General features: G+C 63.6%; 25 protein-coding genes. 12 read left to right on the top strand and 13 right to left on the bottom strand.

From position 1 onward, the window contains the following. Nucleotides 1-3: 3 nt before the first annotated feature. Nucleotides 4-399, bottom strand: a complete 396-nt coding sequence (locus GGR23_RS19470; RefSeq protein ID WP_183367993.1) for an NADH:ubiquinone oxidoreductase subunit NDUFA12 — start codon at nucleotides 397-399, stop codon at nucleotides 4-6. A 190-nt stretch (nucleotides 400-589) separates the two neighbouring features. Between GGR23_RS19470 and GGR23_RS19465 the strand changes: the two genes are divergently transcribed. Then, on the top strand, nucleotides 590-1,012 hold the full coding sequence (locus GGR23_RS19465; protein WP_183367992.1) for a hypothetical protein: 423 nt from the start codon (nucleotides 590-592) through the stop codon (nucleotides 1,010-1,012). Between the two features lie 3 nt (nucleotides 1,013-1,015). Here GGR23_RS19465 and GGR23_RS19460 read toward each other — a convergent pair whose 3' ends face one another. The 7 genes from GGR23_RS19460 to GGR23_RS19430 form a co-directional block, all read right to left on the bottom strand. Beyond that, nucleotides 1,016-1,522, bottom strand: a complete 507-nt coding sequence (locus GGR23_RS19460) for a GNAT family N-acetyltransferase (RefSeq protein ID WP_183367991.1) — start codon at nucleotides 1,520-1,522, stop codon at nucleotides 1,016-1,018. A gap of 61 nt (nucleotides 1,523-1,583) precedes the next feature. After that, nucleotides 1,584-3,233, bottom strand: coding sequence for a M10 family metallopeptidase (locus tag GGR23_RS19455; protein ID WP_183367990.1), 1,650 nt, complete (start codon nucleotides 3,231-3,233; stop codon nucleotides 1,584-1,586). Nucleotides 3,234-3,455: 222 nt separating this feature from the next. After that, entirely contained in the window at nucleotides 3,456-4,961 is a 1,506-nt protein-coding gene (gatB, locus tag GGR23_RS19450) for an Asp-tRNA(Asn)/Glu-tRNA(Gln) amidotransferase subunit GatB (protein WP_183367989.1), read from the bottom strand. 81 nt (nucleotides 4,962-5,042) lie between these two features. Beyond that, entirely contained in the window at nucleotides 5,043-5,552 is a 510-nt protein-coding gene (locus tag GGR23_RS19445) for a GNAT family N-acetyltransferase (RefSeq protein ID WP_183367988.1), read from the bottom strand. Nucleotides 5,553-5,721: 169 nt separating this feature from the next. Beyond that, nucleotides 5,722-7,203 carry an Asp-tRNA(Asn)/Glu-tRNA(Gln) amidotransferase subunit GatA gene (gatA, locus tag GGR23_RS19440; protein WP_183367987.1) on the bottom strand — a complete coding sequence of 494 codons (1,482 nt, stop codon included), beginning with the start codon at nucleotides 7,201-7,203 and terminating at the stop codon, nucleotides 5,722-5,724. A gap of 58 nt (nucleotides 7,204-7,261) precedes the next feature. After that, the gene (gene gatC / locus GGR23_RS19435; protein ID WP_183367986.1) at nucleotides 7,262-7,549 is read right to left on the bottom strand and encodes an Asp-tRNA(Asn)/Glu-tRNA(Gln) amidotransferase subunit GatC; all 288 of its coding nucleotides are present in this window, start codon (nucleotides 7,547-7,549) and stop codon (nucleotides 7,262-7,264) included. Between the two features lie 69 nt (nucleotides 7,550-7,618). Further along, nucleotides 7,619-8,323: a metal-dependent hydrolase gene (locus tag GGR23_RS19430; protein ID WP_183367985.1), complete on the bottom strand. Its 705-nt coding sequence runs from the start codon at nucleotides 8,321-8,323 to the stop codon at nucleotides 7,619-7,621. 110 nt (nucleotides 8,324-8,433) lie between these two features. Between GGR23_RS19430 and ruvX the strand changes: the two genes are divergently transcribed. Further along, nucleotides 8,434-8,907 (top strand): Holliday junction resolvase RuvX, encoded by a 474-nt coding sequence (ruvX, locus tag GGR23_RS19425; RefSeq protein WP_183367984.1) that lies wholly within the window; start codon nucleotides 8,434-8,436, stop codon nucleotides 8,905-8,907. Here ruvX and GGR23_RS19420 read toward each other — a convergent pair. The 4 genes from GGR23_RS19420 to GGR23_RS19405 all read right to left on the bottom strand — a co-directional run bounded on the left by GGR23_RS19420 (nucleotide 8,865) and on the right by GGR23_RS19405 (nucleotide 11,842). Next, entirely contained in the window at nucleotides 8,865-9,191 is a 327-nt protein-coding gene (locus GGR23_RS19420) for a DUF6105 family protein (RefSeq protein ID WP_183367983.1), read from the bottom strand. The genes ruvX and GGR23_RS19420 overlap by 43 nt on opposite strands. Continuing rightward, on the bottom strand, nucleotides 9,188-9,337 hold the full coding sequence (locus GGR23_RS19415) for a hypothetical protein (protein ID WP_183367982.1): 150 nt from the start codon (nucleotides 9,335-9,337) through the stop codon (nucleotides 9,188-9,190). The genes GGR23_RS19420 and GGR23_RS19415 overlap by 4 nt, the downstream gene beginning before the upstream one ends. Nucleotides 9,338-9,468: 131 nt before the next feature. Beyond that, complete coding sequence (locus tag GGR23_RS19410) at nucleotides 9,469-10,095, bottom strand: TetR/AcrR family transcriptional regulator (RefSeq protein WP_183367981.1); 627 nt, start codon at nucleotides 10,093-10,095, stop codon at nucleotides 9,469-9,471. Between the two features lie 106 nt (nucleotides 10,096-10,201). Beyond that, nucleotides 10,202-11,842 carry an acyl-CoA dehydrogenase family protein gene (locus GGR23_RS19405; RefSeq protein WP_183367980.1) on the bottom strand — a complete coding sequence of 547 codons (1,641 nt, stop codon included), beginning with the start codon at nucleotides 11,840-11,842 and terminating at the stop codon, nucleotides 10,202-10,204. A gap of 200 nt (nucleotides 11,843-12,042) precedes the next feature. Between GGR23_RS19405 and GGR23_RS19400 the strand changes: the two genes are divergently transcribed. The 4 genes from GGR23_RS19400 to dprA are packed head-to-tail and all read left to right on the top strand — an operon-like array spanning nucleotide 12,043 to nucleotide 16,078. Beyond that, nucleotides 12,043-12,984, top strand: a complete 942-nt coding sequence (locus GGR23_RS19400; protein WP_183367979.1) for an aspartate carbamoyltransferase catalytic subunit — start codon at nucleotides 12,043-12,045, stop codon at nucleotides 12,982-12,984. After that, nucleotides 12,981-14,285, top strand: a complete 1,305-nt coding sequence (locus tag GGR23_RS19395) for a dihydroorotase (RefSeq protein ID WP_183367978.1) — start codon at nucleotides 12,981-12,983, stop codon at nucleotides 14,283-14,285. The genes GGR23_RS19400 and GGR23_RS19395 overlap by 4 nt, the downstream gene beginning before the upstream one ends. Nucleotides 14,286-14,303: 18 nt before the next feature. Further along, nucleotides 14,304-14,921, top strand: a complete 618-nt coding sequence (gene plsY / locus GGR23_RS19390; RefSeq protein WP_343066706.1) for a glycerol-3-phosphate 1-O-acyltransferase PlsY — start codon at nucleotides 14,304-14,306, stop codon at nucleotides 14,919-14,921. Continuing rightward, a complete protein-coding gene (gene dprA, locus GGR23_RS19385; protein WP_183367977.1) occupies nucleotides 14,918-16,078 on the top strand; it encodes a DNA-processing protein DprA in 1,161 nt (386 codons plus the stop codon). Before plsY ends, dprA begins: the two co-directional genes overlap by 4 nt. Before the next feature lie 9 nt (nucleotides 16,079-16,087). Here the strand turns inward: dprA and GGR23_RS19380 are convergent, their stop codons facing one another. Further along, nucleotides 16,088-16,270: a hypothetical protein gene (locus GGR23_RS19380; RefSeq protein ID WP_183367976.1), complete on the bottom strand. Its 183-nt coding sequence runs from the start codon at nucleotides 16,268-16,270 to the stop codon at nucleotides 16,088-16,090. Nucleotides 16,271-16,522: 252 nt separating this feature from the next. Here GGR23_RS19380 and topA point away from each other — a divergent pair, with 252 nt between their 5' ends. From topA to rpmG, 6 genes are all read left to right on the top strand, one after another. Beyond that, nucleotides 16,523-19,198 carry a type I DNA topoisomerase gene (gene topA / locus GGR23_RS19375; protein ID WP_183367975.1) on the top strand — a complete coding sequence of 892 codons (2,676 nt, stop codon included), beginning with the start codon at nucleotides 16,523-16,525 and terminating at the stop codon, nucleotides 19,196-19,198. Between the two features lie 89 nt (nucleotides 19,199-19,287). Next, the gene (rnr, locus tag GGR23_RS19370; RefSeq protein ID WP_210297027.1) at nucleotides 19,288-21,558 is read left to right on the top strand and encodes a ribonuclease R; all 2,271 of its coding nucleotides are present in this window, start codon (nucleotides 19,288-19,290) and stop codon (nucleotides 21,556-21,558) included. Nucleotides 21,559-21,588: 30 nt separating this feature from the next. Further along, complete coding sequence (locus GGR23_RS19365; RefSeq protein ID WP_183367973.1) at nucleotides 21,589-22,044, top strand: DUF983 domain-containing protein; 456 nt, start codon at nucleotides 21,589-21,591, stop codon at nucleotides 22,042-22,044. Between the two features lie 37 nt (nucleotides 22,045-22,081). Continuing rightward, on the top strand, nucleotides 22,082-22,756 hold the full coding sequence (locus GGR23_RS19360) for an NUDIX hydrolase (protein ID WP_183367972.1): 675 nt from the start codon (nucleotides 22,082-22,084) through the stop codon (nucleotides 22,754-22,756). A gap of 10 nt (nucleotides 22,757-22,766) precedes the next feature. Next, nucleotides 22,767-23,951, top strand: coding sequence for an MFS transporter (locus tag GGR23_RS19355; protein ID WP_183367971.1), 1,185 nt, complete (start codon nucleotides 22,767-22,769; stop codon nucleotides 23,949-23,951). Nucleotides 23,952-24,045: 94 nt separating this feature from the next. After that, nucleotides 24,046-24,213 (top strand): 50S ribosomal protein L33, encoded by a 168-nt coding sequence (rpmG, locus tag GGR23_RS19350; protein ID WP_034795357.1) that lies wholly within the window; start codon nucleotides 24,046-24,048, stop codon nucleotides 24,211-24,213. Nucleotides 24,214-24,263 lie beyond the last annotated feature (50 nt).

Raw genomic sequence — 24,263 nt, 5'->3', positions numbered from 1 at the left:
GTATCAGGCGCCAGGCGTCCAGGCGTCGTAGTCGCCCGTCACGCGCGGACGTTCGCCGCTGGCCAGCAGGGAGCCCTGCGGCCGGTAAGCGGCAGGCGTACCGGTCGGGTTCGGCCGATGCGGCTTCTGCCACTCGCGGGCAACGTAGTTCTCCTGGCTCGGGGGCACGTCCGTGCGGTGGTGCATCCATCCATGCCAACCGGGCGGAATTGCGGAAGCTTCTGCATAATCCGCATAGATGACCCAGCGGCGCGTGCGGCCTTCGGAATCCGTGCCGCCCTGGTAGTACACGTTGCCGAATTCGTCCTGGCCGACCTTCTGGCCATGACGCCAGGTATGGAAACGGGTTCCGATGGTCTGGCCGCTCCACCAGGTAAAGATTTGCAGAAGAAGCTTCATCGTGCCTTCCTTCGCGGACCGCGCCGGGCATTGTCGCCGACGGTCGTATTTCTCTTTTCGCTTATGCCGCCCTCACCCGCGGTTGTCCAGTGATTCCAGCATTTTCCCGGCTCTTTTCCCGGCGGGCTCACTGGCAAGGAGCGGCAGCTTTATGGTTATATCCACTTACGAACGACGGGGGATCGGCACCATGCGTAAAATCGTCACGACCTTGGCCATGATGGCCGCATTCATGGCATCGCCAGCGCTGGCAGAGCGCAAGGGGATTGCCTTTGTGGAAGCACCGGAAATGAGTTCGGGCATGTGCACCGGCGCCAACCGCGAGGAAGCCTTCGGCTGTGCGCGCAAGCAGTGCATCGATAATGGCGGCACCGATGCCGATTGCATCGACACCACCTACTGCTTCCCCGCCTTCTGGTCCGTGGACGTGTTCAAGCAGAACAACGACGGCTTTCACTGGCACGAGATCCACTGCGGCGCAGGCAGCAAGGAGGATGCGCTCGCGATCGCCAAGGCCGTGTGCGACAAGGTCCGCAACCCCGAACTCATGGAATGCGCGGCTGCCCGCCTTTTCGACGAGGACGGCAAGGAATACGAGGTGCCTGCCGAATAAGGCTCAGCGCAGCGGGTCGAGCGTCTTTTCCATGATGTGCGCGGGTATGCCGCTTTCCGCGGCTCCGCAGTTTTCCGTCCGCCCGACGATGGACATGCCGTGCGCCTCGTAGAACGCAATCGCCTCCGGGTTGCTGACGTCCACTTCCAGCCGCAGCGTCTTCGCCTCCGGAAAACAGGTCTCCACTTCCGCGAACAATGCGCCGCCGATGCCCTTCCGCTTGCGGTCCGGGTGAACGTAAAGCTTGGCCAGGGTTGCGGTTGCAGGCTTGCTGCGGGAGGGGCACGCATAGGCAATGCCGCCGATCTCGGTACCGCTGTCGGCCACCAGAAACTCGCCGGCGGGGTCCCTGATCAACTGACGCAGAACGTCGGGGCTGTTCCATGCAGCATTGAGTTCGGCCACCTTCTCCCGCCCATGGATAGGCGTGTAGACCGCATCATAGGCGGCGACGAGAAGCGCGTGAATGGCGGGCAGATCCCGCTCGCTGGCAGTTCGAATGAAGTACATGATCACCTGCAGCCCGTGGCACATGCCCCGGCGCGTGCCGGGGCTTCCTGTCCCTCGCAGGTTACAGATAATAGCAGAGGGACGATATCGCGTTTGCCTGATAGACCGTGAGGCCGAAGTCCGCAACCCGGTCTCCGTTCACGTCGCAGCTCACCACCGTATTGCCACCGGCATAATCGATATGCAGCTGGCCGGCGCTGCCGTTGAAGGCGGCCGTGCCGATGTAGGCGAAGGCCTGGTTGCCTGCCACCTGTGTATTGGCGTCGATCAGCGTCAGGTCGATCCGGTCACCGGCGGCGTAGCTGAAATCGTAGATGACGTCCCGACCGGCGCTTGAATAGGTGGAATCGGTCGTGGCCGTGAAGACGAAACGGTCGCCACCGCCGCTGCCGAAAAGCCGGTCCATGCCTGCGCCGCCGACGATGGCGTCGTTGCCGAGCCCGCCAACGATGTAATCGTTGCCGTTGCCGCCGTTCAGCGCGTCGGCGCCGTCGTTTCCGTAGAGGTAGTCGTTGCCGTTCGCACCCCAAAGCGTGTTGGCAAAATTGTCACCGACCAGCGTGTCCCCGTAGGCGCTGCCATAGATGTTCTCGATGCTGACATAGGTATCGCCGAGTGCGATGCCCGTGTTCTGCGAGGGTACGAGGAGGCTCGCCTTCAGCCCCACGGTCGAGTCGCCGTAATAGGCGGTGTCGATGTTGGCGCCGCCATTCAGATAGTCGTTGCCGGCCCCACCGACGAGGGAATCGTTGCCGTTACCGCCATAGAGGTAATCGCGGGCAAGTCCGCCATAGAGCGAGTCGTTGCCGTCGAGGCCCTGGATCGTGTCCGTGCCTGCGTTGCCCTGAAGAACATTCGCGACGTGATTTCCGATGATCGAATCATTGCCCGCGCCGCCTCGGGCATTCTCGATGACGGTGCCAAGAGCAATCGAGACGTTGCCCTTGAGACCGTTGATGTTCGAGAAGTAACCCGCCCGGAGATCGATGAGGGCGCTCGGCGAGGTGTTCGAATAGTCGAGCGTATCCACGCCGCCTGTATCGTTCACGCAGTAGGTGGAATAGGCGTATTTGGCAAAATCCGTCCAGCCGGAGATCACCGTTTCACCGCGGCCATAGACCGTGTTGCCCGAATTGACGGAGATGCGGCCATAGAGGTCCTGGATGGCCTTGATGTCCGCGATCATGGGGCCGATCAGATTGACGGTGGTCGCCCCGTTGTAATTCTCCTGCTCGAAGTAGGACATGACGGAGTACTGCCAGGTGTCCTGCCAGAAGATGGCATCATTGGCGTAGGTGCCGTTCCCGTTGTACGGGCCGCCGTGATTGAGACCCAGGGCATGGCCGAATTCGTGGATGAAGGTCTGGACACCATACTGACCGATGGACCAGTTCGGATACCAGTCGCGGGCAACATTGACTTGAGAGCGGGTGATGGTGCTGCCGCTGGTATCGACGGTCGCGTAGGCCCCCGCATAGGTGTTGTCGACGGTTATGTCGGCGCTGCCCGAGACGATGTTGAACTGCAGGCCGGTGAACTTCGACCAGAGAGCAAGCGCATTGCGTGCCGCATTGTATTGGGCGGTGTTATCGAGCAGCCCGTTCAGGTTCACCGAAATCAAGGTGTGGTTGAAGGCCACGTTCTGCCCGGTGCCCTCGTTCTTCAGATACTCCACATAGCTCGAGAACTCGGAGTTAAAGACATTCGTCATGCGGCCCCACTGTTCCCCCGTCTTGCGCGGGAGATTCCCTGTTGATGGTTATACCATAATACGGATTTAGCTTAATGGGGCCTGAACGGATCAGGGGCACATGATGTGATCATGGCGCTGGCCGATCTTTGCGAAGGGAGGGGCGCGCGCCCTGTTCTGCGCAACGAAAAACGGCCGGCCCGAGGGCCAGCCGTGCGAACCTGCCGTCAAACGAAGACCGGCTTATTCGTCGACAATGCCGAGCTTTTCCTTCACCAGCGCCTGCAACGCCTGCGGATTGGCCTTGCCGCCGGTCGCCTTCATGACCTGTCCGACGAACCAGCCGGCAAGCGTCGGCTTCGCCTTGGCCTGGGCGACCTTGTCCGGGTTGGCCGCGATGACCTCATCGATGGCCTTCTCGATCGCGCCCGTATCGGTCACCTGCTTCATGCCCCGTGCCTCGACGATGGCGGCCGGATCCCCGCCCTCGTTCCAGACGATCTCGAAGAGATCCTTGGCGAGCTTGCCGGAGATGGTGCCCGCCTTGATGAGATCGATGATGCCGCCGAGCTGTGCGGGGGAAACCGGAGTCTCTTCAATGGCTTTGCCGGCTTTGTTCAAGGCGCCAAGCAGGTCGTTGATGACCCAGTTTGCGGCGGCCTTGCCATCGCGACCTTCGGCAACCGCCTCGAAATAGTCGGCAATCGCCTTTTCGGACACAAGCACCGAGGCGTCGTAGATGGTGAGACCCATCTCCCGCACGAAGCGCTCCTTCTTGTCGTCAGGCAGTTCCGGCAGATGCTGGCGGAGGTCCTCGATGAAGGCATCGTCGAATTCCAGCGGCAGCAGGTCCGGATCGGGGAAGTAGCGATAGTCATGCGCGTCTTCCTTGGAGCGCATGGAGCGGGTCTCGCCCTTGCCGGGATCGAAGAGCCGGGTCTCCTGGTCGACCACGCCGCCATCTTCCAGGATGCCGATCTGCCGCCGGGCTTCATATTCGATGGCCTGGCCGACGAAACGGATGGAGTTGACGTTCTTGATCTCGCAGCGCGTGCCGAATTCCCCGCCCGGACGGCGCACGGACACGTTGACGTCGGCGCGCATGGAACCTTCGTCCATGTTGCCGTCGCAGGTGCCGAGATAGCGCAGGATCGTGCGCAGCTTGGTGAGATAGGCCTTCGCCTCGTCGGAGGAGCGCATGTCCGGCTTGGAGACGATTTCCATCAGCGCGACGCCGGAGCGGTTCAGGTCGACGAAGGACATGGTGGGGTGCTGGTCATGCATGGACTTGCCGGCGTCCTGCTCGAGGTGCAGGCGCTCGATGCCGATCTCCACGTCCTCGAACTGGCCCTTGCGGTCCGGCCCGATGGAGATGACGATCTTGCCCTCACCCACGATCGGGTCCTTGAACTGGGAGATCTGATAGCCCTGCGGCAGGTCGGGATAGAAGTAATTCTTGCGGTCGAAGATCGAACGCTTGTTGATCTGCGCCTTCAGGCCAAGTCCGGTGCGGACCGCCTGCTTCACGCATTCCTCGTTGATGACGGGCAGCATGCCGGGCATGGCGGCATCGACGAGCGAGACGTTGGAATTCGGAGCGGAACCGAAAGCGGTGGAGGCGCCGGAAAACAGTTTGGACTGGCTGGTGACCTGAGCATGGACTTCCATGCCGATCACCACCTCCCAGTCGCCGGTGGCACCGGGAATGAAGCGCTTCGGGTCGGGCGTGCGAACATCAACAATGGTCATGGACTTCTCTTCGAAATCGGGAGCTTTATCGACAGGTGAGGTAGAGGAATTATCGGCACGGCGCAAGGCTTTGCGGGCGTTTCAGCCGGCCGGTCCGTAGGGTTCGGGATCATCCGGTATCAGCTGCTTGACCAACCCCACGGATTCTACATCCCGGTCCACCTTCGGCTGGTAGGCGACGGAAAGCCAGCTGATGCGATAGCCCTGGCTCTCGAAAAAGGCGACGGCATGATTGTTGCGGGCATGAGTCTGGACGGCAGCCTTGTCCAGCCCCTGGACGATCATCTCCGCCTCGACCGAATTCAGAAGCGCCCGGCCGAGTCCCTGGCGCTGATAGGGCGGGTCGATCCAGAAATCGGTGATGTTCTCGTCGAGGCGCTCGCGGGAGGCCCAGCCGGCGGCGATGCCGTTCTTTTCCACTACGGTAATCGTCAGCCACGAGCTGAGGGTAAAGTTTCGGAAAGCCTGGCGGGCGCTGACGAGCATGGGAGCGGTTTCGCCGATCCGGGACAATGCCTGATCCCAGGCCCGGAGACCGATCTCCGCCAGCAGCTCCCAATCTTCCTCGCGCGCATTCCTGAGTGTGATCATCGCCCCACCCCGCCTGATGGTAGTAGAACATCGATGCGTGCCATTTGCCAGTGGCGGACCGCGCTGTGGTGGAGTTTTCCCCCTGCCGCGCAGGTTCCACTTTCGTCTTATCCGCGCGACACGAAAAAAGGCGCCTCGCGGCGCCTTTTCGTTTGTCGAGGAAAGGGGGTTACCACCACCGGGGGGCCGTGAGCTTTCCGGCGGCCTTCTCGATCACATGCGCGGTGTTGAAGAGGGTTTCCTCCTCGAACGGCTTGCCGATGAGCTGCAGCCCGAGCGGCAGGCCTTTCGAATCGAGACCGGCCGGGACCGACAGGCCCGGCAGGCCGGCCATGTTCACGGTCACGGTGAAGATGTCGTTGAGGTACATCTTGACCGGATCGGCCGCGAGCTCCTTGTCGCCGATCGCGAAGGCGGAGGACGGCGTTGCCGGCGTGAGGATCGCATCGACGCCCGCATGGAAGGCCTGCTCGAAATCGCGCTTGATCAGGGTGCGGACCTTCTGTGCACGAATGTAGTAGGCGTCGTAATAGCCCGCGGACAGCACGTAGGTGCCGATCATGATGCGGCGCTTGACTTCCTTGCCGAAGCCAGCGGCGCGGGTCTTCTCGTACATGTCGGCGATGTCCCTGCCATCGACGCGAAGGCCGTAACGAACGCCGTCATAGCGGGCGAGGTTCGACGAGGCTTCCGCCGGAGCGACGATGTAATAGGCCGGAAGGGCGTATTTCGTGTGCGGAAGGGAGATATCGACGATTTCGGCGCCGGCATCCTTCAGCCAGGCAATGCCCTGCTGCCACAGTGTCTCGACCTCGGCCGGCATGCCGTCGACGCGGTATTCCTTCGGGATCCCGATCTTCATGCCCTTCACAGACTGACCGAGAGAGGCCTCGTAGTCCGGCACGGGCAGGTCCACCGAGGTGGTGTCCTTCGGGTCGGTGCTTGCCATGGATTTCAGCATGATGGCGCAGTCGCGCACGTCGCGGGCGATGGGGCCTGCCTGATCCAGCGAGGAGGCAAAGGCGGCGATGCCCCAGCGCGAGCAGCGGCCATAGGTGGGCTTGATGCCGACCGTGCCGGTGAAGGCTGCAGGCTGGCGGATCGAGCCGCCGGTATCGGTCGCGGTCGCACCCGCGCAGAGATGGGCCGCAACGGCTGCGGCGGAACCACCGGACGATCCGCCGGGAACCAGCTTCTCGTCCGATCCAGTGGCACGCCAGGGGTTGACGACCGGCCCGTAATAGGAGGTCTCGTTGGACGAGCCCATGGCGAATTCGTCCATGTTCAGCTTCCCGAGCTGAACGGCGCCGTCGTTCCAGAGGTTCTGGCTGACGGTCGATTCGTAGCGGGGCTTGAAGCCGTCGAGGATATGGCTGCACGCCTGCGTATGGTCGCCTTCGGTGGCGAAGAGGTCCTTGATGCCGAGCGGAATACCTTCGAGCGCGCCCGCCTTGCCGGCCGCAAGGCGCTCGTCGGAAGCCTTAGCCATGGCGCGCGCCTTCTCCGGCGTTACCGACACATAGGCGTTGAAGGCGGGATTGGCGGCCTCGATTGCGGAGAGATAGGCATCGGTCAGTTCCGTCGCGGTGATCTCGCGGGCGCGGAGCTTCTCGCGGGCTTCTGCAATGGTGAGGCTGGTCAGTTCGCTCATGGGAATGTTCGCTTTGAAAAAGGTCTGAAGGCGGGCGGCGAAAGGCGGCTGGCGGGACTTATTCCACGACCTTCGGCACAAGGAAGAAATTCTGCTCGGTCGCCGGGGCATTGGCCACGATGTCGGCGGCCTTGTTGCCATCGGTGACGGCGTCGAGGCGCTTCTTCATCGCCATCGGGGTGACCGAGGTCATCGGCTCCACGCCATCCACATTCACCTCGCCAAGCTGCTCGACGAAACCGAGGATGCCGTTCAGTTCACCGGTCATGCGCTCGGCCTCGTCATCGGCAAGGGCGATGCGGGCCAGTCGCGCCACGCGCTTCACGGTAGCAAGGTCTACGGACATGAGATTTCTCCGGCTTTATCAGTCAGACCCGCTATAATGGCCCGCATCGCGCGGCGCAACGGGGTTTTGTCAGAGGCGGACGGAACCGCCGGCCTGGGGCGTCTCGATCTTCACCTTCACGCCCTCCATCCCTGCGATGAATGTTTCCGGCGTCTGGTCGATGATCGGGAACGAGCCGTAGTGGCACGGCAGGATGGTGGAGAAGTTGAAGTAGCGCTGGCACGCGAGCGCCGCCACCGCACCGCCCATGGTGAAGCGGTCGCCGATCGGGACGAGGCCGATGTCCGGCTGGTGCAGTTCGTTGATCAGCGCCATGTCGGAGAAGATGTCGGTATCCCCCATGTGGAACACGGTCGGCTCGTCGTCGAAGTGGAACATGATGCCGTTGGCATTGCCGAGCGAGTGGGAAACGCCGTCCTCGGTAATGGCGGCGGAAGAATGCAAGGCATTGGTGAAGGTGGCGGAGAAGCCGTCGAGGCGGATGGTGCCCCCGGTATTGCCCGGCTCGTATTTCTTGAGGCCCTTCATCGCCAGCCACATGCAGAGATCGAAGTTCGCGACCACGGGGATATCCGCCTCGCGGGCGATTTCCAGCGTATCGCCCACGTGATCCGAATGGCCGTGGGTGAGCACGATGTGGGTGATTCCCTTCACCGCCTCCTTGCGGTCCTGATCCGCAAAGGCAGGATTGCCGGAGAAGAAGGGGTCGACGAGGATGTTGGCGCGTGCGGTGTCGAGGCGAAAGGCGGAATGGCCGAGCCAGGTGATCTTCATGTTGAGCGTTCCCTCGGGATGACTTCGTTCGTGTCACAGGTTATCAGGCGATGGGCGGTCGCTGCCAAGCCCCTCGCCTGCCGATAGATAGAGCGGAGAAGAAAAATCCAATGACGGTTCTGACCATCGAGGAACTGGCCGAGCGGCTGAAGCCGGGCGAACCGCTGGCGGGGCTCGACCTCGGCACCAAGACCATCGGCCTTTCCGTCTCGGATCTCGGTCGCCGCGTGTCCTCGCCCCGGCCCGTGCTGAAGCGGGTGAAATTCACCAAGGATGCGGAGCTACTTCTGGCATTTGCCGCGAGGGAAAGGGTCGCAGCCTTCGTCATCGGCCTGCCGGTCAACATGGATGGCTCGGAGGGGCCGCGCGTGCAGGCGACCCGCGCCTTCGTCCGCCTTATGGGCGAGAAGACCGACATTCCCTTCGTCTACTGGGACGAGCGGCTGTCCACGGTCGCCGCAGAGCGGGCGCTGCTGGAGATGGATGTTTCGCGGGCGAAGCGGGCCGAAAGGATCGATTCGGCGGCGGCGAGCTTCATCCTTCAGGGAGCGCTGGACAGGCTGTCGTCACTCGGCAGGGCCTGAGCGCCGTTGCCGCTTCTCTCGCGCCACCAGGCGGCGATCTGACGGCGCCGGCGAAAGGCGATGATGGCGAAAAGAACCAGACTGTCCACGACCACGGCGCGGGCAACGAGCCCCGGCAGGATTTCCGGCGGGAGACCGAGGATCTTGCCATAGATCTGGAAGACCAGGTCGTGCGTCTGCCGGGTCAGCATGAAGAAGCCGAAATTCATGTCGTAGTAGGACAGGCCGTACCAGGTGCCGAGAAGAACGATGGGCCCTGCCCAGAAGATCAGAAACCACTTCATCGGCTCATTCCTTTCATGCGCAGCATCCGCATGTCCGCCAACCCCAGCGACCGCATGGCGGCCAGGAGGGTCAGGATCATCGCAGGCACGGCGATGTCCTTCGCGAGGAACGCGAAGAACAGCACCGAGAGGATCAGAAGAGTCATTCTTCCGGGCATCGCGCCTACCATGGTTAACAAATCGTTAAGACAGTTTCGTCCTTTCCACCCGGCCACGCAATTGAAACCGGCATTTATGGTTAACGCCACAGCCTTGCCTGTGGGAAAATCCGCCCCGCCTATCCGTAGACGCCGTGCACCAGCCGCTTCAGCGCCCCGCGGACCTTGTCCCAGTCCTTCTCGCTCTTCAGGCTGACTCCGGCGAAGCGGCCTGACGTAACGGAAGCCAGCACCAGCTGCTGGATGCCGGCGATCACCAGTGCATTGAGGGTTGCGGTATCGGCCCCTTTCGGCGGCTGCAGACTGCCGCGCATCCGCTCAAGCCAGCCCGCGAGCGCCTTCGAGCGCGCTTCGGAAAGCCGCCGTACCTGCTCGCTCTCTTCGGCAAGCTCCCAGGCCGCGATCTGTCGCACCAGCGGATCGGCCCGCAGCGCATCGAGATAGAGCAGTGCCAGCCGTTCCATCAGATCGCCGTAGGTCAACAGGAACATGCCGCCCGAATCTTCCGGGATATGGGTTTTCACCCAGTCGCCGAGATCGCCGCCTATGGCTTCCATCAGACCGTTGAGGCCGCCGTAGTAGCGGTAGATCAGCTGCTTGTCGCAGCCGGCGCGGCGGGCGACCGCGTTGATCCCGAAATGCTGGAAACCGTCTTCCGCCAGCACTGCCTTGCCGGCAGCAAGGATGCGTGCCGCCGTTGCCGCCCGGTCCTTCACCGGACGCTCCGCCATGTCCGCCACCGCCATCGAATCCCCTCGCGCGTTCTCGTGTCACCGCGCGGTGAGTAGGAAGGTTAACATTTCCTTTCAACCGCCTGCGCCGGTTTTCAACAGGAAGCGAAGCGAAGTGCGATCAGCTGGCGGGCGGGTAAAGCAGGTCGACGATCGTCGCTGCATCGAAGCGGCTGTCGAGCATGCCGTAGGTGGAGCGCCAGCCCGCGGCAAGGCGCGTTTCGATGAAGGCGTCGGCAATGCGTCCGGCACCGATCCGGGCCAGTTCGGCGGCGGCGCAGGCCAGCGCCAGCTGCTCGGTCAGGAAGCGGGCAGCCCCCTCGTCGCGGTCGCAGACCGCCATCGAGGCGCGCAGAACCTCGACCGTCTTGCGGCCCGAGGCACCCAGTTGACGGGCGATATTGTCGAGGATCGGCTCGAAGAGATTGCGGCCCCGCTCCAGCACGCGCAGCACATCGAGGGCCATGACATTTCCGGAGCCCTCCCAGATGGCGTTGACGGGCGCCTCGCGGTAATGGCGTGCGATGGGTCGCTCTTCCACATAACCGCTGCCGCCGATGCACTCCATGGCCTCGTAGATCAGCGAAGGTGCGATCTTGCAGCACCAGTACTTGGTGACCGGCGTCATCAGGCGGGCATAGGCCGCTTCCTCCGGGCTGGAGGGAGCCTTGTCGAAAGCTTCGGCAAGGCGGAAGCAAAGCGCGGTCGCGCCCGCGACATCGAGCGCGAGATCGGCAAGAACGCGGGTCATGATCGGCTGCTGCACCAGCGGTTTGCCGAAGACGGCGCGTCCGCGGGCGTGGTGCACCGCCTCGGCGAGCGATGCCCGCATGATGCCCGCAGAGGCCAGCGCGCAATCCAGCCGGGTCAGCGTCACCATGTCCAGAATGGTGCGGATGCCTTCGTCGGGCGCGCCGAGCAGGAAGCCGTAGGCATTGGTGAACTCGACTTCCGAGGAGGCATTGGAGCGGTTGCCGAGCTTGTCCTTCAGGCGCTGGAAATGCAGCCCGTTGGCCGTTCCGTCCTCGAGCAGGCGCGGAACCAGGAAACAGCCCATCCCCTCGCCCGTCTGCGCCAGCATGATGAATCCGTCGCTCATCGGCGCGGACATGAACCACTTGTGGCCGGAAAGGCGGTAGATGCCCTTCCCCATCCGTTCGGCGGAGGTAACATTGGCGCGCACATCCGTTCCCCCCTGCTTCTCGGTCATTCCCATGCCGAGGGTCACGGCGGTCTTCTTCATCGCCGGCTTGTTCGCGGGATCGTATTTGCGCGAGAGTATCTTAGGGGCCCATTCGCGCTGAACCGCCGCATTGGCGGCCAGCGCGGCAACGGACGCGCTCGTCATCGTCAGCGGGCACAGATGCCCGCATTCGAGCTGGGCCGTGAGGAAGAAGCGGGTCGCACGAATGCGATGCCCCATGCCGCGCGTCTCGGGATCCGCGTCGCGCTCCCACACCGAACAATGCAGGCCCGCCGCCATGGAGCGGCGCATCAGGGCGTGCCAGGCGGGGTGGAAATCCACGACATCGAGGCGTTCTCCGCGCATGCCGTGGGTGCGAAGTTCAGGCACGCTGCGATTGGCCATCCGCGCCAGCTCCTGCGCCTCGTGCGAGGTCACGTAGCGGCCCGTCTGGTCGAAATCCTCCCGCACCGCGCGCGGCATCAGCCCCGTCAGATCCACGATCAGCGGGTCGGTGCGGTAGGCATTGATCCCCGTCCAGGGTGACGGCTGATTGAGGGCGGCGAAAGGATCGGGCATGGCGTTCCGGGGGGCGCGAACCCCGTTTCTCGAGTGGACCGTCCCTCCCGTTTTGCATGACAGGGCGATAAAGGCAATGTCCGGACCGGCACATGAGCCAAAGCGGATGCTGGACAAGTTGCGACAGCCGGCGCCGGGCAGTTTCCTTCCCGATTCCTTTGCTCTATAGAGCGGCAAACCATCAGCGGAGGTCTTCATCCATGGTGCATTATCCCCACCGTCACCTGCTCGGGATCAAGGGCCTCACGCCCCCCGACATCGAACTGCTCCTGGACAGGGCGGATGAGGCGGTGAAGATCAGCCGGCAGCGGGAAAAGAAGACCACGACGCTCCGGGGGCTCACCCAGATCAATCTTTTCTTCGAGGCCTCGACCCGCACCCAGTCCTCCTTCGAGCTGGCGGGCAAGCGGCTCGGCGCGGATGTCATGAACATGTCGGTCGGCAACTCCTCCGTAAAGAAGGGCGAGACGCTGATCGATACGGCGATGACGCTGAATGCCATGCGCCCCGATGTGCTGGTCGTCCGCCACTCGTCGGCGGGTGCGGTGGCCCTTCTCGCGCAGAAAGTCTCCTGCTCCGTCATCAATGCGGGCGACGGCGCCCATGAGCATCCCACGCAGGCGCTGCTCGACGCGCTCACGATCCGCCGCATCAAGGGCCGCCTCTCCGGCATCACGGTGGCGATCTGCGGCGACGTCCTGCATTCGCGCGTTGCGCGCTCCAACATCCTGCTTCTCAACACCATGGGCGCGCGGGTGCGGGTGATCGCGCCGGCGACGCTGCTGCCTTCGGGGATCGCCGACATGAGCGTCGAGGTGTTCCGGTCGATGGAAGAGGGCCTCAAGGGCGCGGATGTCGTCATGATGCTCCGCCTGCAGCGCGAGCGGATGGCCGGCTCGTTCGTGCCCTCGGTGCGCGAGTATTTCCATTACTACGGCCTCGATGCCGACAAGCTGAAGCATGCCAAGCCCGACGCGCTGGTGATGCATCCCGGGCCGATGAACCGCGGTGTCGAGATCGCCTCGGACATCGCGGACGGACCGCAGAGCGTGATCGAACAGCAGGTGGAAATGGGGGTCGCGGTGCGCATGGCCGTGATGGAAACGCTGCTTGTCAGCGCAAACCAGGGAGAACGCGCATGAGCGGAACGACTGTCCTCACGAATGCCAGGATCATCGACCCCTCCCGCTCGCTCGACGAAATCGGCACCATCGTCATCCGCGACAGCAAGATCGCGGCCGCGGGGCGCGATGCCCTGAACCAGGGGACGCCCGAGGGGGCGGACGTGGTGGACTGCAACGGCCTGCTCGCCGTTCCCGGCCTGGTCGACGCGCGCGTCTTCACCGGCGAACCGGGCGCCGAGCACCGCGAAACGATCCAGTCGGCGTCGCGTGCGGCGGCTGCGGGCGGCATTGCCGCCTTCATCATGATGCCCGATACCGACCCCGTCATCGACGACATCGCGCTCGTCGAATTTGTCCAGAAGACGGCTCGCGACAAGGCGGACGTGCTTGTGTATCCGGCAGCGGCGCTCACCCGCGGACTTAAAGGCGAAGAGATGACCGAGTTCGGCCTGCTGCGCGAGGCCGGTGCCGTGTGCTTCACCAACGGCCGGAAAGGAATTCACGACAGCCAGGTTCTGCGCCGGGCGATGACCTATGCGCGCGAATTCGATGCGGTCGTGGCCCTCGAAACCCGCGACCGTCATCTCGGCGCCAACGGCGTGATGAACGAAGGCCTTTATGCAAGCTGGCTTGGTCTTTCCGGTGTTCCGAAAGAAGCCGAACTGCTCCCGCTCGAGCGCGACCTGCGCCTCGCGGCGCTGACCAAGACCCGTTACCACGCCGCGGAGATCTCCGTGCCGGAATCGGCCGAAGCGATCCGCACGGCCCGAAAGCGCGGCGCGAAGGTCACCGCGGGCATCACCATCAACCATCTCACGCTCAACGAGAACGACATCGGCGAATACCGCACCTTCTTCAAGATGTCGCCGCCGCTGCGCACAGAGGACGATCGCAAGGGGATGGTTCAGGCCCTCGCCGACGGTACGATCGACATCATCGTCTCCTCGCACGATCCGCAGGACGTGGATACCAAGCGCCTGCCCTTCGCCGATGCGGCGGACGGGGCTGTCGGACTGGAAACCATGCTGTCCGCGGCGCTGCGCCTGCATCACAGCGGAGAGGTGCCGCTGATGCGTCTCATCGATGCGCTTTCCACCCGCCCGGCGCAGATCTTCGGCCTCGACGCCGGAACGCTGAAGGTGGGCGCGAGCGCTCATGTCACGCTGATCGATCTTGACGAACCGTGGCTTGTCTCGAAGGATCGGCTTCTTTCGAGGTCCAAGAACACGCCGTTCGAGGATTCGCGCTTCAGCGGCCGGGCCGTGGCCACCTATGTCCGCGGTCGCCGCGTGTTTGCCCTCGATCGTAGCGCTGGCTGATAAAGACGGAGATCTCGCGTGCCTGACTTTTCGCTGTTTTCCATCGGTACGGTTCCCGTCGCGGCCTCGCTGGCGCTCGGCTACATCCTCGGCTCGATCCCTTTCGGCCTCCTTCTCACCCGCGCCGCCGGCATGGGCGACATCCGCTCCATCGGCTCCGGCAATATCGGCGCCACCAACGTGCTTCGCACCGGCAACAAGAAGCTGGCCGCCGCGACGCTGCTCCTCGATGCGCTGAAGGGCACGATTGCGGTGCTGCTCGCGCGGGCGCTCTTCGGAGAAGGCGGCGCGATCGTCGCGGGCGTTGCAGCCTTCCTCGGCCACCTCTTCCCGGTCTGGCTCGGCTTCAAGGGCGGCAAGGGCGTTGCCACCTATCTCGGCGTCCTGCTGGGGCTGATGCCGGTCATGGTGCTGGTTTTTGCATTCGTCTGGCTCTCGATGGCGAAGCTGAGCCGCTATTCCTCTCTCTCCGCACTCACGGCCACTCTTGTCATTCCCGTCGTCCTGTGGATATTAGGAAGACCTGAAATGGCGCTTGCCATGGCGCTTCTGACCATCATCACGTGGTGGAAGCACAAGCCGAACATCGAGCGCCTCATACTCGGCACCGAAAGCAGGATCGGGGACAAGGGATGACCGGAACGGGAAGCGCAAGGACCAAGGGAATTGCGCTTTCCGACCGACAGAGGATCGCCTGGCTCAGGCTGATCCGAAGCGACAATGTGGGGCCTGCCACCTTTCGCGATCTCATCAATCATTTCGGAAGCGCCGACAAGGCACTGGAAGCGTTGCCCGAGCTTGCGAGCCGCGGCGGCGCGCCCCGCGGCATCCGCATCGCCAGCCGCGCCGAGGCGGAGGCGGAACTGGAGCGCGCAGCCACCTTTGGCGCCCGCTTCATCGGTCTTGGCGAGCCCGACTATCCGGAAGCACTCCGCCACATGGATGCAGCCCCGCCGCTCCTCGCCGCGAAGGGCAACGCCGCGGTGACGGCGCTGCCGGCGGTGGGCATGGTGGGCGCCCGCAACGCCTCTCTTGCCGGCTGCAAGTTCACCGCCCATCTGGCCCGCGAATGCGGACGCGCCGGCTATGCCGTCGTCTCGGGCCTTGCGCGCGGCATCGATCAGGCAGCGCACCGGGCCAGTCTCGATACCGGCACGATCGCGGCCCTCGCTGGAGGACTCGACCGTCCCTATCCTCCGGAAAACATCCCTCTGCTCGAGGAAATCTGGAACGGCAACGGCCTTGCCGTCAGCGAAATGCCCTTCGGCTGGGAGCCGCGTGCGCGGGATTTCCCGCGACGAAACCGTCTGATTGCGGGGATCGGCCTCGGCGTCGTGGTCGTCGAGGCGGCGATGCGTTCCGGGTCGCTGATCACCGCAAGGCTGGCGGGGGAAGCGGGCCGTCTCGTTTTTGCCGTGCCGGGTTCGCCGCTCGACCCTCGCTGCGAAGGCACCAACGGGCTCCTGAAGCAGGGGGCGATCCTCGTCACGGGTCCGGACGACATCCTTGCCGCGCTTGCGCCGCTTCACCATCGCGATCTTTTCAGCGGCCTCGATATCCGCGAACCGCCCATCGAGGAGGACAGACCCATGCGTCCTGCCCCCGACGACAGTGACCGCAGTCGAATCATGCAAGCCCTCGGGCCGACGCCCGTGGAGATTGACGAGATCATCCGACACACCGGCGTTGCAGCCGCTGCTGTGTATCTCGTTCTCGTGGAGCTCGATCTTGCCGGACGCCTGCAGCGCTTTCCCGGCGGGCTGGTCGCCCTTTCATTGGACGAGCGCCGATGATGCTGCCGATCAGCGGCTGCGGCGGCTGACGTCCCTCGCCTCCTCATAGGCCATGTCGATGAGATAGCCGAGCATGTCCTCCCGCTCGGCCCGCGCCACCACGGCCAGCTGGGCGAGCATATGCTCGACATAGGCGATCCTTTCCCTGACCTCACCCTTGCCATCCGGCGTATTTGCGACCTTGGGGACCATACTCTCTTCCTGTTGCCAACGGTGCCGTGTGCCGCGTCGGGGCTCGGCCTTCGCTGATCACGATAATTAATTCATTTAGAATTGCAACATGTTCTTAATCGCTCATCGGTTGCATAACGTTGCAATACATTAAATTCCTGTTCCCTCTTGACCACGGACAAATCCCTGTCCATGTCGAAATGCCGGATCCCGGCAGCGCACACCGATAATGCCTCGAACGGGAAATACCCAAGGACGGGTTAGAGAAGCACGATGAATGTAGTGGTGGTGGAGTCGCCTGCGAAGGCAAAGACGATCAACAAGTATCTCGGCCCGGGCTACAAGGTTCTGGCTTCCTTCGGCCATGTGCGCGATCTTCCGGCCAAGGACGGTTCCGTTCTTCCCGATCAGGATTTCGAAATGCTCTGGGAGGTGGACAGCGCCTCGCAGAAGCGCATCAAGGATATTGCCGATGCGGTGAAATCCTCCGATGGCCTTTTCCTCGCAACCGACCCGGACCGCGAGGGAGAAGCAATTTCCTGGCACGTGCTCGATCTTCTGAAAAAGAGGAAGGTCCTGAACGGCAAGCCGGTGAAGCGGGTGGTGTTCAACGCCATCACCAAGAAGGCCGTGCTCGATGCCATGGCTGAGCCGCGCGATATCGACGAGCCGCTGGTCGATGCCTATCTGGCGCGCCGTGCGCTCGACTATCTCGTCGGCTTCAACCTTTCGCCGGTGCTCTGGCGGAAGCTTCCCGGAGCCCGCTCCGCCGGCCGCGTGCAATCCGTGGCGCTTCGCCTCGTCTGCGACCGCGAGAGCGAGATCGAACGGTTCGTTTCCGAAGAATACTGGAACATCTCCGCGCTCCTGAAGACGCCGCGCGGCGACGAATTCGAGGCACGCCTGGTGCAGGCCCACGGCAAGCGGCTGCAAAAGAACTCGATCCACAACGCCGATGAAGCCAACGCGCTTCGCCGCCTTCTGGAAGGGGCTGCCTATACCGTGGAGTCCGTCGAGGCGAAGCCGGTCCGGCGCAATCCCTCGCCGCCCTTCACCACATCCACGCTCCAGCAGGCCGCATCGTCGAAGCTCGGCTTCTCCGCATCGCGCACCATGCAGGTGGCGCAGAAGCTTTACGAAGGCATCGATATCGGCGGGGAAACGGCCGGTCTCATCACTTACATGCGTACCGACGGTGTGCAGATGGCGCCCGAGGCGATCGACGCCGCGCGTCGGGCAATCGGCCAGCAGTTCGGCGAGCGCTACCTGCCGGAAAAGCCGCGCCTCTACTCCACGAAGGCCAAGAACGCCCAGGAGGCCCACGAGGCCATCCGTCCCACCGATTTCAACCGGACGCCGGACCAGGTGCGCCGCTTCCTCGATGCGGATCAGTTGAAGCTCTACGATCTCATCTGGAAGCGCGGCATCGCAAGCCAGATGGCCTCCGCCGAGATCGAGCGCACCACGGCCGAAATCCTGGCGGAAGGCGCCGAGGGCAAGGCCGGACTGCGCGCCGTCGGCTCGGTCATCCGCTTCGACGGCTTCATCGCCGCCTACACCGATCAGCGCGAGGAAGGCGAACCGTCCGAGGACGGTGACGAGGATGGCCGCCTGCCCGAGATCAATGCTCGCGAGACGCTTGCCAAGCAGAAGATCAACGCCACGCAGCATTTCACCGAGCCGCCGCCGCGCTATTCGGAAGCTTCGCTGATCAAGAAGATGGAAGAGCTCGGCATCGGCCGCCCGTCCACCTATGCGGCGACGCTCGCCACGCTGCGCGACCGCGATTACGTGACCATCGACAAGCGCAAGCTCGTTCCGCAGGCGAAGGGCCGTCTGGTCACCGCCTTCCTGGAGAGCTTCTTCAACAAATATGTCGAGTACGATTTCACGGCCGATCTCGAGGAAAAGCTGGACCGCATTTCCGCCGGCGAGCTGAACTGGAAGGATGTCCTGCGGGACTTCTGGAGGGATTTCTTCTCGCAGATCGAAGATACGAAGGAACTGCGGGTCACCAATGTTCTCGATGCGCTGAACGAGGCGCTGGCGCCGCTCGTCTTCCCCAAGCGGGATGACGGCAGCGATCCGCGCGTCTGCCAGGTCTGCGGCACAGGCCAGCTCAGCCTCAAGCTCGGCAAGTACGGCGCCTTCGTGGGCTGCTCCAACTATCCGGAATGCAACTATACGCGCCAGCTTTCGAACGAGGGCGGAGCGGAAGCGGAATCCTCGGGCCTCAACGAACCCAAGGCACTGGGCACCGATTCCATCACCGGAGAACAGATCACGCTGCGCAGCGGTCGTTTCGGCCCCTACGTGCAGCGCGGCGAAGCGAAGGATGCCAAGCGCTCCTCCCTGCCGAAAGGCTGGAAACCGGAAGACATCGATCTCGAGAAGGCGCTCGCCCTGCTCTCGCTCCCGCGTGATATCGGCCAGCATCCCGAAACCGGCAAGATGATTTCCTCCGGCATCGGTCGTTACGGGCCCTTCGTGCTGCATGATGGAACCTATGCGAACCTCGAAAGCGTTGAAGACGTGTTCTCCATCGGCCTGAACCGCGCGGTTGCGGTGCTGGCCGACAAGCAGAACAAGGCCGGCGGCGGCCGTGGCCGGTCCACGCCGGCGGCGCTGAAGGAACTGGGAGACCACCCCGATGGCGGGTCCGTTACCGTGCGCGACGGTCGCTTCGGCCCCTATGTGAACTGGGGCAAGGTGAATGCCACACTGCCCCGCGGCACCGATCCCGCCGCCGTGACGATGGAACAGGCCCTGGTGCTGATTGCTGAGCGGGCGGAAAAGACCGGAACCGGCAAGGGCGCCAAGGGCAAGGCCAAGACGACCAAGGCCAAGGCCGCCGCTGCCGGTGACGAGGCAGCCGCACCGAAGGCCAAGAAGACGGCCGCCAAGGCAAAGCCAAAGGCTGCCGCCAAGACCAAGAAAGCGAAAGAGTGACGAAGATTCCGTCGAACAGAAGCGAACGCAGGGCAGCCACGAAGGCAGAGCGCGGCCGGCAGGCTGCCGCAGAGAAAAATCCCGAGGCCCTGATCCACGGGGTCGTTCCGCCGCGGGATGTCCTGCTCCGCTTCATCGCGGATTATCCGGAGAAGGCTTCGAAGCGGGAGCTTGCCAAGGCCTTCGGCCTGAAGGGCGAGGCCCGCGTCGAGCTCAAGGCGGCGCTGCGCGAACTTGAGGAAGATGGACTTCTCCAGAAAAGCCGGAAGTCGCTGATAAGGCCCGGCGCCCTGCCGCCGGTAACCGTTCTCGACATCACCACCCGCGACAAGGACGGCGAGCTGCTTGCCCGCCCGGCCGAATGGCCTGAGGAAGCCGGCGTTGCACCCGCCGTGCTGATCCGCCAGTCGTCGCAGGACCGCAAGCAGGGCAAGAGCCCCGTGGCGGGTCTTGGCGACCGGGTTCTGGCAAAAATCTTCCCCGCCAAGGATCGCGGTGGACCGGCCTATACGGCCCGCATCATCAAGCTCATCGACCGGCACAGGAACGCCGTGCTCGGCGTGTTCCGCGAGCGTCCGGGCGGTGTTGGCCGTCTGATGCCCATCGAACGCCGCGGTGAGGAGATGCAGATCGAGGCGGACGGCGTCGGCGATGCACGGGACGGCGATTTGGTCGAGGTGGAGGTAACCCGGGCAGGACGAATGGGCCTGCCCCGCGCGCGGGTTCTGAACGTGATCGGGTCCGTTGCCTCGGAAAAGGCGATCTCGATGATCGCCATCTACGCCCACGGAATTCCGCACATCTTCCCGCAATCGGTTCTGCGCGCCGCCGAAGAGGCGGAGCCTGCAACGCTCTCCCACCGGGAAGACTGGCGCAAGGTGCCGCTGATCACCATCGATCCGGCCGATGCGAAGGACCATGACGACGCGGTCTATGCTGAGCCCGACCCATCGCCCGACAATCCCGGCGGGGTCATCGTCACGGTCGCAATCGCCGATGTCTCCTGGTATGTGCGCACCGGTTCGGAGCTGGACAAGGAAGCGCTGAAGCGCGGCAACTCGGTCTACTTCCCGGATCGCGTGGTGCCGATGCTGCCGGAGCGCATTTCCAACGATCTCTGCTCGCTGCGCGAGGGCGAGGACCGCCCGGCGCTGGCGGTACGGATGATCTTCTCGAAGGAAGGCCGCAAGGCGGGCCACACCTTCCACCGAATCATGATGCGCAGTGCGGCGAAGCTGTCCTACCAGCAGGCTCAGGCGGCGATCGACGGCAAGCCGGACGACAAGACGGGGCCGCTGCTGGAGCCCATCCTGAAGCCGCTCTGGGAAGCCTACCGGATCATGACCATAGGCCGGAACCGGCGTCAGCCGCTGGAGCTCGACATGCCGGAGCGTAAGATCCTGCTGAAGCCCGACGGCACAGTGGACCGGGTCTTCGTGCCGCCGCGCCTCGACAGTCACAAGCTGATCGAGGAAATGATGATCCAGGCGAATGTGGCTGCGGCCGAAACGCTGGAAAAGAAGCAGCAGGCGCTGGTCTACCGCGTCCACGACGCACCTTCGCTTGCGAAGCAGGAGGTTCTGCGCGAATTCCTGGCTACTCTTTCCATTCCGATGGCCAAGGGCGGCAACATGCGCGCCAACTCCTTCAACGGCATTCTCTCGAAGGCCGAGGGCACGCCACACCAGACGATGGTCAACGAAATGGTGCTGCGCTCGCAGAGCCAGGCGGTCTACAGCCCCGACAACATCGGACACTTCGGCCTCAACCTTCTGAAATATGCCCACTTCACCTCGCCGATCAGGCGCTATGCGGACCTGATCGTGCACCGTGCGCTGGTCGGCGCCCTCGGCCTCGGCCCAGGGGGCATCACCCCGCAGGAAGAGGGCCAGCTGGACGATATCGCGGCGGAAATCTCCACCTTCGAGCGCCGTGCGATGGCCGCGGAACGAGAAACCGTCGACCGCCTGATTGCCCATCATCTGGCGGAACGGGTCAACCAGGAGTTCAAGGCGCGTGTCTCCGGAGTGACCAAGGCGGGACTATTTGTCACGCTGCCCGAGTATGGCGCCGATGGCTTCGTGCCCATATCTACGCTGGGCACCGATTATTTCGTCTATGACGAGGCGCATCAGGCGCTGACGGGCGAGAAGACCGGCCTTGGCTACCGTCTCGGTGACGATGTCGAGGTGCGGCTCGTCGAAGCGGTGCCGCTTGCGGGCGCGCTGCGCTTCGAGATGCTCAGCGAAGGCCGCAAGATGCCCACCGCCATCCGCTCGTTCCACAAGGCCTCCCGTGCCCGGGATCGCAGCCGCGGCGCGAAGAAGCCCGGAACCCGTCCGCCGCGCGGAAGGCGCTGAGGACGGCATTCCGACCAAGGGAGTAATGACATGCAGGCCGAAAATAGCATCGAAACGACCCGTTTCGGCGGGCAATCCGAAAGCGAGCGCCCGGTCACCCGCTCGGTCATGCGGGGCATGCTGAACACCTGCCCCGCCTGTGGCAGCGGCAAGCTGTTCCGCAAGTTCCTGAAGCCAGTCGACCATTGCGCGGCCTGCAACGAGGACATGAGCCACCAGCAGGCGGACGATCTGCCGCCCTATCTCGTGATCTTCATCATCGGGCACATCACCGTCGGCGGTTTCATGATGACCGACATGATCTTTACCGAATGGTCGAGCTGGCTGCACCTGGCGATCTGGACGCCGATCACGCTTGTTTCCGCCCTGCTTCTGATGCAACCCGTGAAGGGCGGCGTCATCGGCCTTCAGTGGGCGCTGCGGATGCACGGCTTCGGCGGTGCCAGGAACGAGCCGGACCACGGCCACGACAAGGACTATCCCTGAAGAGCCCATCGTGCGGCGGGATGCGGGAGGCGGCCCCATGCAAAAGGAAGACGCGAGCAAGGCGCGGCCGAAGGCACTTCGGCCCCGCGATGCCGCAACGCTGATTCTCGTCGACCGTTCGGCAGGCCCGTGGCGGGTGCTGATGGGCAAGAGGCACGCCCGGCACGTCTTCATGCCGGACCTCTATGTCTTCCCCGGCGGGCGAAGGGACCGGCGCGATCATGCCCTCCCCTTCGATACGGACATGCATCCTGCTGTCCTCGACAAACTGGTCGGCGAGAGCCGTTCCTCCAAGACCCCGACGGGTGCGCGGGCGCTTGCCCTTGCCGCGCTGCGCGAGCTTCACGAGGAAACCGGCATTTCCATCGGCGAGCGCGACGAACGCGGCTTGCGGGCGCGCCTCGACGGGCTGCGGTACGTGGCACGCGCCATTACTCCGCCCGGCATGGTGCGGCGCTTCGATACCCGCTTCTTCTGCACCTTCGCCGACGAGGCGGGGGTCGATCCGGCGGGTATCCGCGACTCGAACGAACTGCATGACCTGCGGTGGGTGGAACTCTCCGCCGTCGGCGAGATCCCGATGCCCGAAATCACGAGATCGATCCTTGAAGAGCTGCGTATTCTCATGGATAACGATCCCGGACTCCCATTTGGACTGCCCGTGCCGTTCTTCTTCGACCGGCGCAGGACCATGGTCCGGGTAACGTTCTAAGGAATGATGCATGACAGAACCGACGCGCGGGTCGGCCGATCCCGCTGAAGAGATCCACTGGCCTTCGCTCATCGCGGCGATCTCTTCGATATCTGCAGTGGGGATCGCGATAGGGCTCGGCCTGCCGCTGCTGAGCATCATTCTGGAGAATCGGGGCATTTCCTCGACGCTCATCGGGCTCAATTCGGCCATGGCGGGGGTTGCAGCCATGATCGCCGCGCCGCTGACGACGCGGGCCGCCCATCGCTATGGCGTTGCACCGACGATGATCTTCTCCGTGGTGCTTTCCGCCGTGAGCGCAATGGGCTTCTATTTCGCCGAACCGTTCTGGATGTGGTTTCCCCTGCGCGTCGTCTTCCATGGCGCCACCACGGCTCTGTTCATCCTGTCGGAGTTCTGGATCAACGTAGCCTCCCCGCCCCACCGGCGCGGGCTTGTGCTCGGCATCTATGCCACCGTCCTGTCGCTGGGCTTCGGCGCGGGTGCGGCCATCTTCTCGCAGCTCGGCAGCGTCGGAATCATGCCCTTCCTCGTGGGGGCCACGGCCATCCTGCTGGCGGCAATCCCGATCTATGTCGCACGCCATGAAAGCCCGGTCCTGAACGAGGGACCGGAAATGAACTTCTGGCGCTATATCTTCATCGTTCCCACCGCCACCGCTGCGGTCTTCATCTTCGGGGCCGTGGAGGCAGGCGGGCTATCCATGTTCCCCGTCTACGCAACCCGTGCGGGCTTCACCGAATCGCAGGCCGGCACCCTGCTGACGGTCATGGCCGTGGGCAATGTGCTGTTCCAGATCCCCATCGGGATGATCTCGGACAGGGTTTCCGACCGGAGAATCCTGCTCACCATCATGGCGCTGATCGGTCTGGCCGGCGCCCTGCTGATGCCGACTTTCCTGGACGACTGGCGGCTTCTCTCCATCATCCTGCTGTTCTGGGGCGGCAGCATCGCCGGGCTCTACACGGTGGGGCTGTCCCATCTGGGTTCCCAGCTCCAGGGCGCGGATCTGGCGGCAGCCAATGCCGCTTTCGTCTTCTGCTACGCGGTGGGCACGGTGGCCGGCCCGCAGATAATCGGTACCGCCATCGACGCGACCGGAAATGACGGCTTCGCCTGGGCGATTGCCCTTTTCTTCGGTCTCTATGTCGTCTTTACCGGCGTAAGACTGGCGTTCCGCCCAAAACGGGCTTGACTTTTCGGGCGCGATTTGTAGTTTCGCGCCAAGTTTCGCCGCGGGCTCCATATGGCCGTCCACGGCTTCATTTTTTTGCAAAGGCAGGACGACCATGGCAAAGGCCACCACCATCAAGATCAAGCTGCTGTCCACCGCTGACACCGGCTTCTTCTACGTCACCACCAAGAACAGCCGTACCATGACCGAAAAGATGACCAAGACGAAGTACGATCCGGTCGTCAAGAAGCATGTCGAGTTCAAGGAAACCAAGATCAAGTAATCTGCTTGATCATGGCTTCAAAAGGGGCGCCCTCCGGGGCGCTTTTTTTA

Source organism: Gellertiella hungarica (assembly GCF_014197145.1).
Classification (GTDB): domain Bacteria; phylum Pseudomonadota; class Alphaproteobacteria; order Rhizobiales; family Rhizobiaceae; genus Gellertiella; species Gellertiella hungarica.
The sequence above is the reverse complement of the archived record's forward strand: the minus strand, read 5'-3'. Positions and strand labels throughout refer to the sequence as shown.

Coding starts and splice junctions, on each gene's coding strand:
- GGR23_RS19470 (WP_183367993.1), bottom strand. CDS start 399: ATGAAGCTTCTTCTGCAAATCTTTACCTGGTGGAGCGGCCAGACCATC.
- GGR23_RS19465 (WP_183367992.1), top strand. CDS start 590: ATGCGTAAAATCGTCACGACCTTGGCCATGATGGCCGCATTCATGGCA.
- GGR23_RS19460 (WP_183367991.1), bottom strand. CDS start 1,522: ATGTACTTCATTCGAACTGCCAGCGAGCGGGATCTGCCCGCCATTCAC.
- GGR23_RS19455 (WP_183367990.1), bottom strand. CDS start 3,233: ATGACGAATGTCTTTAACTCCGAGTTCTCGAGCTATGTGGAGTATCTG.
- gatB (WP_183367989.1), bottom strand. CDS start 4,961: ATGACCATTGTTGATGTTCGCACGCCCGACCCGAAGCGCTTCATTCCC.
- GGR23_RS19445 (WP_183367988.1), bottom strand. CDS start 5,552: ATGATCACACTCAGGAATGCGCGCGAGGAAGATTGGGAGCTGCTGGCG.
- gatA (WP_183367987.1), bottom strand. CDS start 7,203: ATGAGCGAACTGACCAGCCTCACCATTGCAGAAGCCCGCGAGAAGCTC.
- gatC (WP_183367986.1), bottom strand. CDS start 7,549: ATGTCCGTAGACCTTGCTACCGTGAAGCGCGTGGCGCGACTGGCCCGC.
- GGR23_RS19430 (WP_183367985.1), bottom strand. CDS start 8,323: ATGAAGATCACCTGGCTCGGCCATTCCGCCTTTCGCCTCGACACCGCA.
- ruvX (WP_183367984.1), top strand. CDS start 8,434: ATGACGGTTCTGACCATCGAGGAACTGGCCGAGCGGCTGAAGCCGGGC.
- GGR23_RS19420 (WP_183367983.1), bottom strand. CDS start 9,191: ATGAAGTGGTTTCTGATCTTCTGGGCAGGGCCCATCGTTCTTCTCGGC.
- GGR23_RS19415 (WP_183367982.1), bottom strand. CDS start 9,337: ATGACTCTTCTGATCCTCTCGGTGCTGTTCTTCGCGTTCCTCGCGAAG.
- GGR23_RS19410 (WP_183367981.1), bottom strand. CDS start 10,095: ATGGCGGTGGCGGACATGGCGGAGCGTCCGGTGAAGGACCGGGCGGCA.
- GGR23_RS19405 (WP_183367980.1), bottom strand. CDS start 11,842: ATGCCCGATCCTTTCGCCGCCCTCAATCAGCCGTCACCCTGGACGGGG.
- GGR23_RS19400 (WP_183367979.1), top strand. CDS start 12,043: ATGGTGCATTATCCCCACCGTCACCTGCTCGGGATCAAGGGCCTCACG.
- GGR23_RS19395 (WP_183367978.1), top strand. CDS start 12,981: ATGAGCGGAACGACTGTCCTCACGAATGCCAGGATCATCGACCCCTCC.
- dprA (WP_183367977.1), top strand. CDS start 14,918: ATGACCGGAACGGGAAGCGCAAGGACCAAGGGAATTGCGCTTTCCGAC.
- GGR23_RS19380 (WP_183367976.1), bottom strand. CDS start 16,270: ATGGTCCCCAAGGTCGCAAATACGCCGGATGGCAAGGGTGAGGTCAGG.
- topA (WP_183367975.1), top strand. CDS start 16,523: ATGAATGTAGTGGTGGTGGAGTCGCCTGCGAAGGCAAAGACGATCAAC.
- GGR23_RS19365 (WP_183367973.1), top strand. CDS start 21,589: ATGCAGGCCGAAAATAGCATCGAAACGACCCGTTTCGGCGGGCAATCC.
- GGR23_RS19360 (WP_183367972.1), top strand. CDS start 22,082: ATGCAAAAGGAAGACGCGAGCAAGGCGCGGCCGAAGGCACTTCGGCCC.
- GGR23_RS19355 (WP_183367971.1), top strand. CDS start 22,767: ATGACAGAACCGACGCGCGGGTCGGCCGATCCCGCTGAAGAGATCCAC.
- rpmG (WP_034795357.1), top strand. CDS start 24,046: ATGGCAAAGGCCACCACCATCAAGATCAAGCTGCTGTCCACCGCTGAC.